This window comes from Sulfitobacter mediterraneus (genome assembly GCF_016801775.1).
Classification (GTDB): domain Bacteria; phylum Pseudomonadota; class Alphaproteobacteria; order Rhodobacterales; family Rhodobacteraceae; genus Sulfitobacter; species Sulfitobacter mediterraneus_A.
The window spans coordinates 1448798-1465300 of the sequence record NZ_CP069004.1; the positions used below are offsets into that span (position 1 = coordinate 1448798).

The 16503-nt window shown below is 59.3% G+C and carries 15 protein-coding genes and 1 tRNA gene; 6 read left to right on the forward strand and 10 right to left on the reverse strand.

Going from position 1 to position 16503, the window contains the following annotated elements:
* From JNX03_RS07070 to JNX03_RS07115, 10 genes are all read right to left on the reverse strand, one after another.
* Window positions 1-990: an ester cyclase gene (locus tag JNX03_RS07070; protein ID WP_203211693.1), complete on the reverse strand. Its 990-nt coding sequence runs from the start codon at window positions 988-990 to the stop codon at window positions 1-3.
* A complete protein-coding gene (locus JNX03_RS07075; protein ID WP_238937760.1) occupies window positions 987-2021 on the reverse strand; it encodes a LacI family DNA-binding transcriptional regulator in 1035 nt (344 codons plus the stop codon). Before JNX03_RS07075 ends, JNX03_RS07070 begins: the two co-directional genes overlap by 4 nt.
* Window positions 2006-2770 carry an SDR family NAD(P)-dependent oxidoreductase gene (locus JNX03_RS07080; protein WP_203211694.1) on the reverse strand — a complete coding sequence of 255 codons (765 nt, stop codon included), beginning with the start codon at window positions 2768-2770 and terminating at the stop codon, window positions 2006-2008. Before JNX03_RS07080 ends, JNX03_RS07075 begins: the two co-directional genes overlap by 16 nt.
* The gene (locus JNX03_RS07085; protein ID WP_203211695.1) at window positions 2770-3825 is read right to left on the reverse strand and encodes an ester cyclase; all 1056 of its coding nucleotides are present in this window, start codon (window positions 3823-3825) and stop codon (window positions 2770-2772) included. Before JNX03_RS07085 ends, JNX03_RS07080 begins: the two co-directional genes overlap by 1 nt.
* Entirely contained in the window at window positions 3822-5132 is a 1311-nt protein-coding gene (gene hisD, locus JNX03_RS07090) for a histidinol dehydrogenase (RefSeq protein WP_203211696.1), read from the reverse strand. Before hisD ends, JNX03_RS07085 begins: the two co-directional genes overlap by 4 nt.
* A gap of 5 nt (window positions 5133-5137) precedes the next feature.
* The gene (locus JNX03_RS07095) at window positions 5138-5674 is read right to left on the reverse strand and encodes an ester cyclase (RefSeq protein ID WP_203211697.1); all 537 of its coding nucleotides are present in this window, start codon (window positions 5672-5674) and stop codon (window positions 5138-5140) included.
* A gap of 122 nt (window positions 5675-5796) precedes the next feature.
* Window positions 5797-6951 carry a carbohydrate ABC transporter permease gene (locus JNX03_RS07100; RefSeq protein ID WP_203211698.1) on the reverse strand — a complete coding sequence of 385 codons (1155 nt, stop codon included), beginning with the start codon at window positions 6949-6951 and terminating at the stop codon, window positions 5797-5799.
* Complete coding sequence (locus JNX03_RS07105; RefSeq protein WP_203211699.1) at window positions 6951-7973, reverse strand: carbohydrate ABC transporter permease; 1023 nt, start codon at window positions 7971-7973, stop codon at window positions 6951-6953. The genes JNX03_RS07100 and JNX03_RS07105 overlap by 1 nt, the downstream gene beginning before the upstream one ends.
* Window positions 7974-8062: 89 nt before the next feature.
* Window positions 8063-9271: an ABC transporter substrate-binding protein gene (locus tag JNX03_RS07110; protein ID WP_203211700.1), complete on the reverse strand. Its 1209-nt coding sequence runs from the start codon at window positions 9269-9271 to the stop codon at window positions 8063-8065.
* Between the two features lie 59 nt (window positions 9272-9330).
* Window positions 9331-10380, reverse strand: a complete 1050-nt coding sequence (locus JNX03_RS07115; protein WP_203211701.1) for an ABC transporter ATP-binding protein — start codon at window positions 10378-10380, stop codon at window positions 9331-9333.
* Window positions 10381-10472: 92 nt separating this feature from the next.
* Between JNX03_RS07115 and JNX03_RS07120 the strand changes: the two genes are divergently transcribed.
* The 6 genes from JNX03_RS07120 (at window position 10473) to JNX03_RS07145 (ending at window position 16501) form a co-directional block, all read left to right on the forward strand.
* A complete protein-coding gene (locus JNX03_RS07120; RefSeq protein WP_203211702.1) occupies window positions 10473-11504 on the forward strand; it encodes an ester cyclase in 1032 nt (343 codons plus the stop codon).
* Window positions 11501-12367, forward strand: coding sequence for an amidohydrolase family protein (locus JNX03_RS07125; protein ID WP_203211703.1), 867 nt, complete (start codon window positions 11501-11503; stop codon window positions 12365-12367). Before JNX03_RS07120 ends, JNX03_RS07125 begins: the two co-directional genes overlap by 4 nt.
* An 85-nt stretch (window positions 12368-12452) precedes the next feature.
* Window positions 12453-13421, forward strand: a complete 969-nt coding sequence (glpX, locus tag JNX03_RS07130) for a class II fructose-bisphosphatase (RefSeq protein WP_203211704.1) — start codon at window positions 12453-12455, stop codon at window positions 13419-13421.
* A 77-nt stretch (window positions 13422-13498) separates the two neighbouring features.
* Entirely contained in the window at window positions 13499-15238 is a 1740-nt protein-coding gene (gene recJ, locus JNX03_RS07135) for a single-stranded-DNA-specific exonuclease RecJ (RefSeq protein WP_203211705.1), read from the forward strand.
* Between the two features lie 90 nt (window positions 15239-15328).
* Window positions 15329-15403: transfer RNA gene (locus tag JNX03_RS07140), tRNA-Glu, on the forward strand.
* 345 nt (window positions 15404-15748) lie between these two features.
* The gene (locus tag JNX03_RS07145; protein WP_203211706.1) at window positions 15749-16501 is read left to right on the forward strand and encodes a sugar transferase; all 753 of its coding nucleotides are present in this window, start codon (window positions 15749-15751) and stop codon (window positions 16499-16501) included.
* The last annotated feature ends 2 nt before the right edge of the window (window positions 16502-16503 follow it).

The following is a 16503-nucleotide window of genomic DNA, read 5'->3' on the forward strand; positions in this document are numbered from 1 at the left end:
TTAAAGGTCTCCGGTCTGAAGCAGGATTTGCTTCCAGACAGATGTTTCGTCAAACAAGGACCATTCGCGGCGCAGCTTGGGCTCGCCGCCCACAAGCGCCCCAAATTCGGCGTGACTTGCACCGAGGATGAACACATCCTTGCCCGTGGGCACACCAAAGCTGCCCCAACCGCTGTGCTTGCCGTGCAAGGTCCAGCGCAAGGCTGCTCGGGGCGGCATCATTGGATCATCGCGGCCAATCGTGTGGTGGATCTTGAACTCCGCATTCGGGAAGGACGCCCGAAGCCCCATCCAGAACTGGTCCGCCCCGTCGAATGACATCGCTTCAATGCCGCCCGGATAATTAAGGTTCGCCGCGCGGTCATATTCCTGCGGGATCACGGTAAAATCGGCATTCATGATACGGGTCAGGATATCGGCGAACCGCTGTCCCCATTCATTGTCGTTGCCGGTGCCCTTGTAGGGACCTTCGACGTCATTTGCAGGGGTATAGGGCCGTACACAATTTTCCGGACCACCCTCGCGGGCGATGAGATCACGGGCATAATCCTTGGGGTCAACGCCCAGCTGGCGCACAATCGCACCCTGATCGCGGATCAGCCATTCGTCGTTGATCTGGTTATTGATCGCATGGCAATCCGCAAGAATCCGGTAACCCAGTTTCTTGCCCGTCGCCGCGCCGTAAACGCCAGGATTGCTGTGCGTTGCCGTCGAATACAGCCGGTGCGAGCTGAGCATGCCCTCCTCGGGCGTGCCGGACCAAATGACGTCTTCGCCAAACAGGGTCCGGTCAGGAAACTCCGCCAGCGTGGCCATGGTGGCCGCAATCACCCCTTCATTGCCAACCACAACCGAGGCAGGTGAGCGCACAACGATGTCGGGTGCATAATATTGATGCAGCGTGGAAATGCCGCGATCTTCCCAGATCTCTTTGGTGATACCGATGATATAGTCGGGAAAATCGGTGAATTTAGGGTCAAACCCTTTCATTGTGTCCATCCTTCAGGAATGCGTGCCGAGCTGCGTACAACCAGCTGGCCTTCTATTTCAAACAGGCCGGGTTTTCCGGCTGGTTTTTCAATTTGGTCGATCAGAGTTTCGACCGTTGCATCGACCATGCGATTGACCGGTTGCCGCAGCGTTGTCAGGTCGTAAGAGCCCCAACTTGCCATTGGCACATCGTCATATCCCACAATCGAAATGTCTCTGCCGGGTGTCATCCCGGCGTCGCGGACCGCGTCCATCACGGCAAAGGCCATGTGATCGTTGCCAACAAAAATCGCATCTGCCGGGTCTGTACGGTCCACCAGGGACCGCGCCGCCGCCATTGCGATATCGCGTTTATACATGCCTTCCAGCACGTCAAACGGCTCCACCCCTGCCGCTTCAAGCGCGGTAACAAACCCCTCTTGGCGATCACGGCCCGTCGAACTGCCCTGCCAACCGGCGATATGGGCGATCCGCTCATGTCCGCCAGCCATCAGGAATTCCGCCACCTTGGCGCCGCCCAACACGTTGTTTGAGGTGACGTTGGAAAACCCTTCGCCGTTTTGGCCCCGGTTGAACAGAACGACAGGAATCCCAGCCGAGCGCGCCCGCGCCGCCAGATCCGAACTCATCGAAACCGACGCCGCGACAATGCCATCGACCTGATAATCCATCAGATCCTGCAAAACGCTGTCGATCCCGTCGGTGGAGTTTGGCGCGGTGAAGATCAGGATGTGATAGCCCTTGGCCTGCAAGGCATTTGAAAGCAGTTCAAGCGCGACGGGATAGAATTGGTTTTCCAGATAGGCCACCACCAACCCGATGATGCGGCTGCGCCCTGATACCATCGCACGGGCCAGAACATTGGGCCGGTAGCCCAGTTCTGCCGCGGCAGTGCGCACCTTCTCCACAGTCTTGGCCGAGGCCGAAGCACCGGGCGTGAACACCCGGCTGACCGCCGATTGGCTTACGCCTGCGCGGGCGGCAACTTCTGCTGAGGTGACCTTGTTCTGCGCCATCAGTCTGCTGTCCATCCTCCGTCGATCAGCATCGCCGTGCCGGTGACAAGCGCAGAGGCATCTGAGGCCAGATATACCGCAGCGCCCATGATATCCTCGACCTCGCCTGCGCGGCCCAGCTTGATCTTCTCTTCGATCCAGGCGCGTTTGGCCGGATCATCAAATGTCGGGCGTGTCAGGTCGGTCAGGATGAAGGTCGGGCAAATGGTGTTGATGCGGATCTTCGCCGGTCCCCATTCAATCGCCATCGCCTTGGTCATGCCTTCCACGGCATGTTTGGACGCACAATAAAGCGCCCGTTCCTGTCCTCCGACATGACCCATCTGGCTGGAGATCGTGATCAGTGAACCCGGCTTGCCCGCATCCATCAACCCCTGTGCCACGGCTTGGGCCAAGAAATAGGTGCCGCGCACGTTCACGCCCATCACCGCGTCAAAATCCTCTGACGTTGTGTTCAGCGCCGGAGCATGGCGCGCCGTGCCAGCGGCATTGAGCAGGATATCAAACGGATCGGCCGCACCGACCGCTGCGCGGGTGCCTTCCAGATCGCCGATGTCCAACTGCATGATTTCCGCGCTCCAGCCCTTTTCAGCAAAGGCCGCCGCGCAGTCTTCCAAGGCGCCGCGCCGCCGGGCCGCCAGCGTGACAGAGGCGCCCGCCTCTGCCAAAGCGGTCGCGCAGGCCAGCCCGATCCCGGAAGACGCCCCCGCAACAAGGGCGCGTTTTCCATCCAGACGAAAGGACGGTGTTGAAGGCAATTCCATCAAGGGTCTCCTACTGGGAATGGCACCGCGCCGGGCACGCGGGCCTTGTTGAACTCCCGCAGACGGGCAAAGACGTCTACACCCAATTGCCGGTAGGCATCCAGAATATCAACCGTCACCCAGTTCTCGCGGATCTTGCCATCTTCAATACGCCAGAAATCCAGCGACCGCATGGTGATTTTCTTGCCCGAAGGGGCAATCCCGAGCCAACCGTCATGGGTCACGGTCTGGATCATATTGGGCCAGCCCGTGACGGCAGCATAATTGTTGTCGCCAAAGAAGTGATAGGTGATCTCATCCACATATTGGCCGCGGTCCGGCATGCCGCCCAGAAACGGGATCTGGTGCCAGTTGCGAAAACCTGCATAGCCGCGCCCGGTTCCGATGCCCGCAGGCCCGTACCAGTTCATACGTTCGTCCCAATACTTGGGCATTTGCATGACTTCAGGACCGCCTTTGGACGGATGCAGCTTGAGATGTTCCAGCATATCCACGATCAGGTCGCAGCTTTGCTGGCTTTGCTCAGGATCACGCGCGGGGCGGTGCAGCCCATCACAGGTGGCCGGCCCCGGCACGCAATACTCGCGCCCCAGCGAAGGCGACATGGGCCATGCATTGGCCTGCATCATCACTTCGGGGATGTCCCAGATCGCCTGAAACTCCACCACTTTGCCGTTCTCGAACCTGTAGAATTCGTGAAACCGCATGTGGCACAAATGGCCCGTTGGCGGGATATCCAGAAACGGCGCGGCAAAGGTGCCGTAGAAATGCCCGCCGCAGCCGACCCATTCTGCCCCGTCGCCATCCTGCCCTGCCATCACGATCCAGTCGCGCCGCTCTACGTCGGGCCAAGCGGCCCGAAGCGGGGCCAAAGCCCCGTCATAAAACGCCTCAGCGCCGATCAGATCCCCGAAAGGGTGGCAGTGGTGAAACACTGCGTCCGGCGCAGTGATATCGTCAAGCGCCTTGCGAATGGCCGCCGCGTCCCAGTTGTACTGGGCCGCCCGCAGGGCCGCGAGGGCGCTTTTGTTGGCCTCGTGTCTGTCTTGCGTCATTCAGCCGCCTCGCCATATGGCACGTTCTGGCCGCCGTAGCGGCGGACACGCAGGTTGCATTGTTCGGCGTGGCCGACAAAGCCTTCGAGCAGGCACAGGCGTGAGCCATAGGCGCCGATCATCGCGGCGGCTTCGTCCGTGGTGACTTTCTGATAGCTGTGGGTCTTGAGGTATTTGCCGACCCACAGACCGCCCGTGTAGCGACCGGCCTTCTTGGTGGGCAGCGTGTGGTTGGTGCCGATCACCTTGTCACCATTGGCCACATTGGTGCGCGGACCAAGGAACAGCGCGCCATAGCTGTGCATGTTCTCCAGATACCAGTCATCACGGTCCGTCATCACCTGCACATGCTCATAGGCCATGTCATTGGCAACCTGCAGCATCTCGTCATGGCTGTCGCATAGCACCACATCACCAAAGTCTTCCCAGCTGACCGAAGCGGTGTTGGCGGTCGGCAGGATCTTCAGGATACGCTCGATCTCGCCCATCGTCGCCTCGGCCAGTTTGCGCGAGGTGGTGATCAGGCAGGCGGGGCTGTTGTAGCCGTGTTCGGCCTGTCCCAGCAGATCGGTGGCGCACATCTCGGCATCCACCGTGTCATCGGCAATCACCATGGTCTCGGTGGGCCCGGCAAACAGATCAATGCCCACCCGGCCAAAGAGCTGGCGCTTGGCCTCGGCGACAAAGGCGTTGCCCGGCCCAACCAGCAGATGCACCGGCGCGATGCTTTCGGTGCCGATGGCCATCGCGCCCACCGCCTGAATGCCGCCCAGAACATAGATCTCGTCCGCGCCGCCGATGTGCATTGCAGCAATCACTGCCGGGTTCGGCTCTCCGTTGAAGGGCGGTGTGCAGGCGATGATGCGCGGCACCCCCGCCACCTTGGCCGTGGCCACCGACATATGCGCCGAAGCAACCATCGGGAATTTGCCGCCAGGCACATAGCAGCCCACCGATTGCACCGGGATGTTCTTGTGGCCCAAAATCACACCGGGCAGCGTTTCCACTTCGATATCGGTCATCGAGGCCCGTTGCGCCTTGGCGAAATTGACCACCTGTTCCTGGGCAAAGCGGATGTCGGCCATGTCACGCTCGGACACCTTGGCGATGATCGCCGCGATCTCGTCATCCGACAGGCGGTAGGACGGACGGTCATAGCCGTCAAACTTCACCGCCAGCTCATGCACCGCAGCATCGCCGCGCGCCTCGATATCCGCCAAAGTGGAGGCCACAACATCCCGCACCTTCGCGTCATCTTCTGCTTTTTCTGTCTCGGGCTTGCTGCGCTTGAGAAATTCGATCGCCATTGCTCTTATCCTTGATTGTCGGGCCGGGGCGGCGTTTTTTCGCCCCGGTCATAGCTTTCCCAGCCTTCGCCGTTGAACACATCGACACCCAGCTGGGCTAATACATGCGGAAAATCGACCATCACCCAGTTGTCCGAGATCTTGCCGTCTTCAACTTTCCAGAAATCCATGTAGCGGATTTCAATTCTTTTACCTGTGGGCGCGAGACCCATGAAATCGCCCGAATGCGTGGCTTCCTGCCGGCCAAAGGCCGCGGCCCATTCGCCCATGTAAAGGCGGGCCTCGTCCACACAGACCTTGTCCGAGAACGCCGCCTGAAAGGGGCGTTGCCAGTTGTCCTGAAACTGCGTCAGGCCGGTTTTGGTGCCGCAGCCGGTGTTGCCCATCCAGCGAAAGCTATCGTGGAAGAATGCGCCAATGCCATCAATCGTATGGTCATTCAGCCCATCTACCATGCCTTCGATCACGGCGCGGGTCTCATCTGTTTTGCTCAGGTCCGTATCACGGCTCAGCACGGCTTGTTCGGGTCGGGATCCTTTCATCGGATCATCCTTTCTTGCATAGGTTTCAGATCAGCACGCGCCGATCCTGCCTATGAAGTCCCGCGGCATCCGGTTGAGCGCCGGATGCCGGGCAGTTGCCCCATGTCGTGCCTTGCTGCTCATCAGCCTTTCACCGCACCTGCGGTCAGGCCGCTGACGATCTGGCGTTGGAACACCATCACCAGCAGGAACAATGGCGCCGTGATCGACACCGCCGCAGCCACAGCAACCACTTGGTCAGTGGTGGTGGTTTCGCGGTTGAACATGCCTGCGATCGCCGGAACCATCGTTTGATTGCTGGCATCAAGCAGCAAAGAGGTCACGAGGAAGTCGTTATAGGCCAGCAAGAAGCTGAAGAGACCCGTCGTGATCACCCCCGGCCACATGACTGGCATGATCACCAGACGGAAGGCTTTGAAGTGTGAACAGCCGTCCACACGTGCGGCCTCGTCCAGATCCGCAGGGATGTTGGAGAAGAAGCTGCGCAGCATCCAGATCGTAAAGGGTTGGTTGATCGCCACCAGAACCGCGATCACCGCGATGGGCTTGCCGTAAAGCGTGGGCGCGTTTTCACCCAAGATCGGGGCCAGCCATTCAGACGAGCTGATGAACACAGGCAGGTAGCCTGCGACCAGAACCGAATGCGGCAGGGCGCGGAAAACAAGTGCAATGATCAGCAGCCAGAAGGCCAGAACCGAACCGGACCGTGCCAGCCCGTAGCCTGCCAATGTCCCCACCGTCAGAGAGACAGTCACAACGCCGGCGGTCACGATCAGGGAGTTGGCAAAGTTGTTGGCAAATCCGCGTTCAAACCAGACCGTGTAATAATGTTCCGTGGTTGCGCCCAGCACATCTTTGCCAAGCGGGCCAAGCAGTGGGTTCACCACGTTGCTGACCACGGGGAACACCCCGAGGAACAAAAAGATCACAGCGACACCCGCCAGCGCAGCAGCGATGATCCAGCCCAGCACCAGCCAACCGCCGGGAGAGTGGCGTTCGACCAGTGCGGGCAACCGCTGCATGCAGAGGCGGATCACGAAATAGATCAGCACAACGCCAAGCAGGATATCGAACAGCGAGAGCCCATTGCCATTGGCCACGGTTTCGGGGCCAAAGATCACGTTCAGCGGGTTGCTGTCGAAAGCATCCACGGGGGATTTGAAGCTCATCACCGTGATCCAGAAGATCGGGAAAGCGGCGATCACACTCCAGATCGCGAGGAAGCTGCCCGATGCGATCTTGAGCGATGTCGGTTGTTGAAGGGCGCGAGCAGTCATTAGTGGGTCCCCCGATGGTCGCGCCAGGTGCGCTTGAGAAGTGGCACGAGCAGGATCGCAATCCCGATCATTGTCAGCATGGCCGAGGCCGATGCCCGTGAAACAGAGCGGTTGCCTGCCTGATCCGGCACAAGGAAGTCATAGGTCAGCCATTGCAGGGAAATCACGTAACCCTGGCTGCTGAAGCCAACGATCTCTTCGAAGGCACGGTAGCAATCCATCAGGTGAATGATGGTCACAAAGATGATCAGCGGCATCAGATGCGGAATAATGATCAGGCGCAGACGCTGCCAACGGCTTGCCCCGTCGATCACCGCGCTTTCAAGGCTGTCCTGGTTCACTGTCTGGAGGCCGGCATAGAAGATGATCGCGGCAAAGGGCGCGACGTGCCAGACGCGGTAGAACATCATCATCAATTCGATGGTCCAGGCCTGGGCAAAGAGCGCCAGATCCTTGGCGGTCCACCATTCCAGAAAGGCCGTCAGAATACCGTCGCCGCGGAACAGCCAGTTGATCGAAAGAGCGCCGATCACAGGTGTCACGACAAATGGCAGCAGCGAGATAAAGATCACCGGCCCGCGAATGGCGCGGCTGGCGTTGTTGATGGTGAGCGCGATCAGCAACCCGGTGCCCACAACAAGTGGCAGGGTGACCAGCGTAAACATCAGGGTAAAGCGCAGAGCTTTCCAGAAATCGATGGTTTGCAGCTTGCCCCATGCCCCTTCGGACACAGCCTCCCAGAAACGGTCCAGTTCAAGCACATTGCGGTAGCTTTGCAACCCGACGAATGTGGTCTCTGTAATGACCTCGCCATGTTCGTCCAGCTCCGGGATGGTTTGTGTTTCCATCGTACAGGTCTGGGTCAGAAAACCCGGCGTGCAGGTCTCAACTTCGATGGTTTTGTAGATAGGCTGTGTCAGATTAAAGCTTTGCCAGAACACCGTGATCAGCGGGAAAGCAATAAAAATCAGCATTATCAATACGGACGGGCCGACAAATGCGGCGAATGTCTTGAACTTCATGCGACCTCCCTTTCCGGTATTCGGCTGTTTGTTAATTGAGTTGGTTTGGGAAATCGGGGCCGCCCGCAAAAGGCGGCCCCGCAACCGGATCAGTCGATCAGGCCGGATTCTTTGGCAGCTGTTATATAGGCCGCTTCGATGTCTGCCAGCGCAGTTGCCGCGTCTTTTGCACCGGTCAGGTAGTCGGAGATCCCGTTACCCAAAGAGGTGTGCATGATGCCCATCGGACCGGACGCAGGGTAAGGCTTGGCACCTTTTTGTGCGGTCGCCGCAGCGCCGGCTGCCAGTGGACCAGGCTCATAGCCTGCGATCAGCCACACAGCCGCGTCGTTGTTGGCTTTGACGACTTCCTCGTCCATGCCTTCCATCGCAACGCGGAACGCCGCTTCGGCTTCTTCGTCGGTGATGTTGGAGGCGATCACGATACCGTCCCACCAGATCGAGGAGGCAGGTGCAGCAGAACCCATTGGCGCAGCGGCCATTTTGACTTTGCCGACAACTTGGCTTTCCGCTTCGTCATCCATTGCGCCGCCGCGGCTGGCCCAGAGGTTCGCCATGGCGATTTTGCCCTGCTGGAACTGCTGCTGCACATATGTGGAATCGGACACCAGGTATTCTGGATCCATATACGCGGTCAGAGCCTTGAGTGTTTCAAGAGACTTGATGCCCTTTTCGTTGTTGATCGTTGGCATGTTGTTGCCGTCGATGAACGAACCGCCCTCGCCGAGATACATGTTGATGAACTCTTCGCCGAGGTTCCAACCTGTTTTGAAGGTGCCACCCAAGGGGTATTCAACAACGCCTGCCGCCTTGATCTTCTCAGCTGCGGCCAACACTTCGTCATAGGTTGTCGGAACAGCGATACCCAGATCGTTCAGGATGTCCTCGCGGTACATCAGGTGCTGGTTGTTCACCATCATGGCAATCGCCATGATCTTGCCATCCACAGTGATCTTCTGGTTTGGCGTCAGGTTCTGGCCGTATTTGGCAACCAGATCATCCAACGGACGGATCGAGCCGCTTGTCAGCAGCGGGATCATGGTGGAGTTGGCAACGCCGCCAATGTGATACAGCGATGGGTTCGCAGCGAAAGCTTCTGGCTGCTTTTCGCGGAAGTCCTGGTCGAGGTTGGCCTCGAAGTTCCCGCATTCTGCCATCGCGTCTGTGACAGCTTTCCATGCTTCAAAGCCCGCAGACAGCGAACGCAATTCGACAGTGTTTTCAAACGCGCAGTCCGCAGCAACAATGCTGCCTGCAACGCTCATCACACCTGCCATGAGGATTGTCTTGAGTTTCATTTGGTTTTCTCCCTGTAGATAAAGCCGCGCCTTGGGGCGCGGTTCGGTTTGCCGGAGGATCAATCCTCCAGCCGTGCCCCTGTTTCTGCATCAAACAAGTGGCAGTGATCTTGAGGTATCGTGATCGACACCATATCGCCGATCTCGGCGCGGAAGGTTTTGTCCGCACGGGCACTGACCAGCGCACTTCCGATCCGAACGCTGACCATGGTCGCATCGCCCAAAAGCTCCAGCGTGTAGATCGGCGCATTGATATTGCCGCCTTCCGCAGAAACCGTCGCATCCTCGGCGCGGAAGCCCAAAGTGATCGGGCCGTCCTTGACCTTCAGACCCGGAATGTTGGTGTGCTTGGCCGTGAAGGCGCCGCCCGCGATCTCGCCATCGATCAGGTTCATCGCCGGGTTGCCGATAAAGCTGGCGACAAAGGTGTTGGCCGGACGGTCATAGATGTCTGTGGGGCTGCCAACCTGTTGCACGATGCCTTTTTCCATCACCACAACCCGATCCGCGAGCGTCATCGCCTCAATCTGGTCATGGGTCACGTAAATGGTGGTCGCCGCCAGCTCGTGGCTGAGGTTCTTGATCTGGGCACGGGTTGAAACCCGCAGCTTGGCGTCGAGGTTTGACAGAGGTTCATCCATCAAGAACACATTCGGCTCACGCACAATAGCGCGGGCCAAGGCCACACGCTGGCGCTGACCACCCGAAAGCTCTGCCGGTTTGCGGTGCAGGAATTCGTCGAGTTCCACCATCGCGCTGGCCCGCATCACTTTTTCATTGTGGGTCGTAGGATCGACCCCCCGCACCCGCAATGGAAAGCGGATGTTCTCATAAACGTTGAGATTGGGATAAAGCGCGTAACTCTGGAACACCATCGCCACGTCGCGATCTTTGGGTTCCAGATCATTCACGACCTGACCACCGATCAGGATCTCACCATCGGTGGGATCCTCCAGACCTGCGATCATCCGCATGGTTGTTGTCTTGCCGCAGCCCGAAGGCCCCAGCAGAACCAGAAATTCCCGATCCGCAATCGTCAGATCGAATTTGTTGACACCTATGAAGGCACCCCATCGTTTTGAAACGCCGGACAATTTGATTTCGGCCAAAGCGATCTCCCCCCGCAATGATGTTTTTGCATACGTTTGCAACAAGGGTAGACATGTGACCTACCTTACGGCAAGTTCTTTTTCGCAAACGTATGCAAAAAACTGAACCACAGGCTTATAACGTGTTAACATTTAAAGAAGAAAAGCGCCTCGTCCGCGCCCACCATGCCGCCCTCATTTCGGCAGATCCGGCGAAAATCGGCGAATCGATGCAGCGTGATGTTGCCGAAGATTACCTCTGGCGCGGCTTCCATCCCTTTGGGCTTATCAATGGCGCTGAGACCGTCGCCTCCCGCTTTTGGACGCCCCTGCGCACCGCCCTCACCCGGATGCAACGGCGCGAGGATATCTTCTTTGCCGGCACCAACGAAATGGACGGCTTCAAAGGGGTCTGGGTGGTGTCCATGGGCCATCTGATGGGGCTGTTTGATCAGCCTTGGCTGGGCATCAAACCCACCAACAAAATGGCGTTCCTGCGGTATTGTAGCTTTGACCGGGTCGAGAATGGCAAAATCACCGAAACAGCCATGTACTTCGACATTCCACACCTGATGACCCAGGCCGGGCAATGTCCCTTCCCGTCACAGACCGCCTTCCATCTGGTGCAACCCGGCCCGATGACCCACGACGGCTTGTTGATCGATGACCAACCCGAAGAGGAAGGCGCAGCCACGCTCGCTGCCATCAATGCGATGATTGGCGATCTGGGGCAGTGGAAATCCGGCCTGACCCTTGAGGACGAGCTGGTCCGCACATGGCATGACGACATGATCTGGTGGGGGCCAGAGGGGATTGGCGCGACCTACACCATTGAACGCTATGCCAAACAACACGCTGGCCCTTTCCGCGCCGGTTTCACCGACCGCGCCAAGACCAGACATATCGCAAGGCTGGCCGAGGGGCATTATGGCGGCTTTTTTGGCTGGCCCAATTTTACCGCCCGCCCCACCGGCGGCTTTATGGGACTGCCCGGCAGTGACACCAGCGGCGAATTCAGGGTGATCGACATCTACCGCCGCGACGGGGACAAGCTGGCCGAAAACTGGATCTTCATTGACCTGCTGCATTTCTGGAAGACCCAAGGTCGCGACTTTCTGGCCGAAGCCACAGGGCAGAGCACATGAGAATAGACGCGCACCATCATCTTTGGGATCTCGGCGCTGTGCATTACCCTTGGCTGATGGCCAAGGGGGTGGAACGGTTCTTTGGCAACCCCGCCCCGATCCAGCAGGACTATCTGCTGGATCAGTTTCGCAAGGATGCTGCCGGATTTGACGCCTCTGTCCATATTCAGGTGGGCGCCGCCGACAGTATCGCCGAGGCAACCTGGGTGCAGATGGTAGCGGACAACGCACCGGACTGGCCCTTGGCGCAGGTGGTGTTTTGCGATCTGACCGCGCCCGATCTTGATGCGCAGCTTGATCATTTCCAGACGCTCAGCACCCTGCGCGGTGTGCGGCAGATCGTCGGCCGCGCCCCCGGCGAGGACGCCGTGACCGGCACCAACGATCTGCTGGACAACCCCGCGTTTGCCAAGGGGCTTGCGCTGGCTGGCAAACGCGGATTGTCCTTTGATCTGCAACTCATTCCCGAGCTTTACGATGGAATGGCACGGGTGTTGGACCATGCCCCGGATGTACCTGTCGCATTGTGCCATGCCGGATCGCCCCATGATCGCAGCACGGCAGGCATCACCGCCTGGGCGAAATCCCTGCGCCGAATGTCCGAGCGCCCGCAGGTCACGTGCAAACTTTCGGGTTTGGGCATGTTTGATCACAACTGGACCGCAGACAGTATCCGCCCGATCATCGAGACATGCCTTGATCAATTTGGTCCGGACCGCTGCATGTTTGGATCGAACTTTCCGGTGGATTCGCTTTACTCGGATTATGAAACGCTGATCGGCGCCTATGAGGCCATCGTGCCAGCAGACGCCAAACAGGCGGTCTTTGGCGGCACCGCAGCAGGTTTTTACGGCCTCAAATAGGGCCGCGCGGCCACTGCATGCTTGTGCCAATCGGTATGGGCGGTTAGAGCATGAGCTGACTTTTTGACCAGCAAGGACATTGCCCATGACCGCTTCCGCCCAATTCCAAGACCGCATGTTGTCGCTGGGCCTTGCCCGCGTTTCCGAAGCCGCTGCCTTGGCCTCGGCCAAGCTGGTCGGCAAGGGCGATGAGAAAGCAGCGGATCAGGCGGCAGTGAACGCCATGCGAGAACAGCTGAATATGCTGGACATCGCCGGTGTTGTGGTGATCGGCGAAGGTGAGCGGGACGAAGCCCCGATGCTGTACATCGGCGAAGAGGTTGGCACAGGCAACGGGCCGGGCGTCGACATTGCGCTGGACCCGCTCGAAGGCACCACGCTGACTGCCAAGGACATGCCCAACGCCCTGACCGTGATCGCCATGGGCCCGCGTGGTTCAATGCTGCACGCACCGGACGTCTACATGGAAAAGCTGGCAATTGGCCCCGGCTATGAAACCGATGTTGTGACCCTGTCCATGTCTCCCGGCGAACGGGTGGAGGCACTGGCCAAGGCCAAGGGCTGTGACGTGGCAGACATCACCGTCTGTATTCTGGAACGCCCGCGCCACGAGGCGATGATCGCCGAGGTCCGCGCCAAAGGCGCCGCGATCCGTCTGATCACCGATGGCGATGTGGCCGGCGTGATGCATTGCGCCGATCCCGACACCGGCATCGACATGTATATGGGCGACGGCGGCGCGCCTGAGGGTGTTCTGGCCGCGGCAGCCCTGAAATGCATGGGCGGGCAGATGTACGGCCGTCTGCTGTTCCGCAATGATGATGAACGGGGCCGCGCCGCCAAGGCTGGCATCACCGATCTGGACCGGATCTACAGCCGCGATGAAATGGTGACCGAAGACGTGATCTTTGCCGCCACCGGCGTCACTGGCGGTACCTTGCTGCCCGGTGTGAAACGCGAGCCGGGCTGGATGACCACCGAAACCCTGATCATGCGGTCCAAAACCGGATCGGTGCGGCGCATCAACTACCGCACCCCCGTCGAGACCCACTAAGCCCCAGCGATGGGCGCAGCCTTGGGACGCTCCGCGGGGAGGTTAAAGGGCCAAATGAAGAAGGAGGAGGCCGGCGCGTGCATTTTCTAGGCGTAGAGGCTTCTTTGACGGGCAGACGCTGGGTTGGGCCCGGCGTCGAGGTGGAACGCGCAGCAGAGCTGATCATGCAACGCAGTGCCCTGCCCATGGCGGTCTGTCAGGTTCTGGCCCGGCGCGGTGTGCCCGCAGAAGAGGCGGAGGCGTTCTTGGCCCCGGCCCTGCGCGATCTGCTGCCTGATCCGCGATCTTTGAAAGATATGGAACAAGCCGCTGTGCGGTTTCTGTCTGCCCTGAAAAACCGCGAAAAGATCGCGGTCTTTGCCGATTATGATGTCGACGGCGGCAGCTCTGCCGCACTTTTGCTGATCTGGTTGCGGCAGATGGGCCATAACGCGACCCTCTATGTCCCCGACCGGATTGATGAAGGCTACGGCCCCAATGAAGAGGCCATGGCGGCACTTGCTGCGGATCATGATCTGATCATCTGCGTCGATTGTGGCACGCTGTCTCATGGCCCGATTGCCGCCGCCAAGGGCGCGGACGTGATTGTGCTGGATCATCACTTGGGCGGTGAAACCCTGCCTGATGCACTGGCTGTCGTAAACCCGAACCGTCAGGATGAGGACGGTGCCTGCGCCCATCTTTGTGCGGCGGCGGTGGTGTTCTTGATGTTGGTTGAGGCCGGACGGCAATTGCGCGAAGCGCAGGTCAAAGGCCCGGACCTGATGGCAATGCTGGATCTGGTGGGGCTGGCGACAGTGGCCGATGTGGCGCCGCTGACCGGTGTGAACCGTGCTTTTGTGCGTCAAGGTCTGCGGGTGATGGCACGGCGCGAGCGGCCCGGCCTGGCCGCGCTGGCCGATGTGGCGCGGATGGACACCGCGCCGACCGCCTATCACCTTGGGTTCCTGCTGGGACCGCGGATCAACGCAGGCGGACGCATTGGGCAAGCCGATCTGGGTGCGCGGCTTCTGGCCTCGGATGATCCGCATGAAACGGCTGCCTTGGCCGAACGGCTCGACACCTTGAATACCGAACGCCGCGAAGTCGAAGCTTCGGTTCGCGCCGCTGCGCTGGAGCAGGCCGAATCCCGTGGATTTGATGCACCGCTGGTCTGGGCCTCCGGCCCCGGCTGGCACCCCGGCGTTGTGGGCATTGTGGCATCACGCCTGAAAGAAGCCTCCAACCGCCCCTCGATCGTCATTGGTGTCGAGGATGGCATCGGCAAAGGTTCCGGGCGCTCCGTCTCCGGCATTGATCTGGGCGCCCCCATTCAACGGCTGGCCGCCGAAGGGTTGTTGATAAAAGGCGGCGGTCACAAGATGGCCGCTGGCCTGACCGTGGCCGAAGACAAGCTGGAAGCAGCCATGGAACGCCTGGGCGAGTTGCTGGCAAAACAGGGGGCACATCTGGCCGGCCCTGCCGATCTGTCAGTGACCGGATTGATGATGCCGGAGGCTGCAACTGTCGAGCTGGCCGAAATGATCGAGCAAGCCGGCCCATTTGGGTCCGCCGCGCCTGCCCCACGATATGTTTTCGCCGAGATGAAGATCTTTTTTGCCAAGCGGGTTGGCGAAAGCCACCTCAAGATCAGCTTTGGCGATGGATTGGGCGCCAAGATGGACGCCATCGCCTTCGGCGCGTTTGACGGCCCGCTTGGACCGGCGCTGGAGAATCACAATGGCGCAAGGTTCCACCTGGCGGGACGTCTGGACATCAACACATGGCGCGGTCGCCAGACCGTACAATTGCGTCTGGAAGATGCCGCGCAGGCTTAAAGACCGGCCTCCCTAAAGTTTTTTCATTTTGTTTGAAATTTCTGCTTGCGGGTCCAGACACCTTTGCTTAAAGAACCGCTCACAGACAGTGGCCCGTTCGTCTATCGGTTAGGACGTCAGGTTTTCAACCTGAAAAGAGGGGTTCGACTCCCCTACGGGCTGCCACTTACCCCCTTCAAATCAATCAACAATATGACGTAGTGGAAATACCGTTTCCTCCATTTGGGAAACAGTTTGTTTCGCAGATTTCGCATCAAATGTGTCTAAAAGATGCTATAGATGGGCCAAGAATACTGCGCCTGTTGTCCGACCTACCTTTTTGCTGACGCAAATGCGGCGAAAAAAAGCCGCCGAGGCCCGGAAGGACAGATTGGCCGCCCAAGCGAACCGGTGATGCCTGCTGCCCCTGCATCCCAAACCGCCAAAGCGCCAGAGAAAGGCCAGCCCCGTTTGGCGGATGCTCCGTCACTTGGACCTGAATGATTTGCAAATGACCCTGGGGGGTTTGGCATGAAGAAGTTTAACGCGGATGGGCCTGAGTTTGCCTTGTTTGACATTTCAGCGCCGCACCGCGCCACCGCACCCGTTGCGGTGCGTGCTGCGGCGCGCAGTCAAGTTTGGGATGCCGCCGTTGCGCGCAAAACCGCGCCTTTCTACATCTATCGCGATTATGCCAAGCGCATGATGGATATCGCCTTTATTGCGATCACCCTGCCATTCTCGCTGCCGGTTATCCTGCTGTGTGCCTTGGCGCTTTGGATTGAAGGCGGCTCGCCTTTCTATACGCAGGACCGTCTGGGCCGCAAAGGCGCACGGTTCTCGATCCTCAAACTGCGCACCATGGTGCGCAACGCCGACGAGGTTCTTGAAACCTATCTGGCCGCCGACCCCGAGATGCGCCGCGAATGGGATGAGCTGCAAAAGCTGCGCAATGATCCGCGTGTGACACCTGTGGGACAGTTCTTGCGGGCGACTTCATTGGACGAGCTGCCACAGCTGTTCAACGTTCTGACCGGCGATATGAGCATTGTTGGCCCCCGCCCGATGCTGCCCGAACAGCTGGCGATGTACGGGGATGCCTCCGCCTATGAGGCGCTGCGCCCTGGAATCACCGGTCTGTGGCAGATCTCGTCGCGCAACGACAACGGCTTTAGCCACCGTAAGTCCATTGATGCAACCTACGAGCGTGATCTGACGCTGATGCTGGACCTGAAAATTCTGTTCAAAACGGTTGGCGTAGTATTGCGCCGGACGGGCTGCTAGAA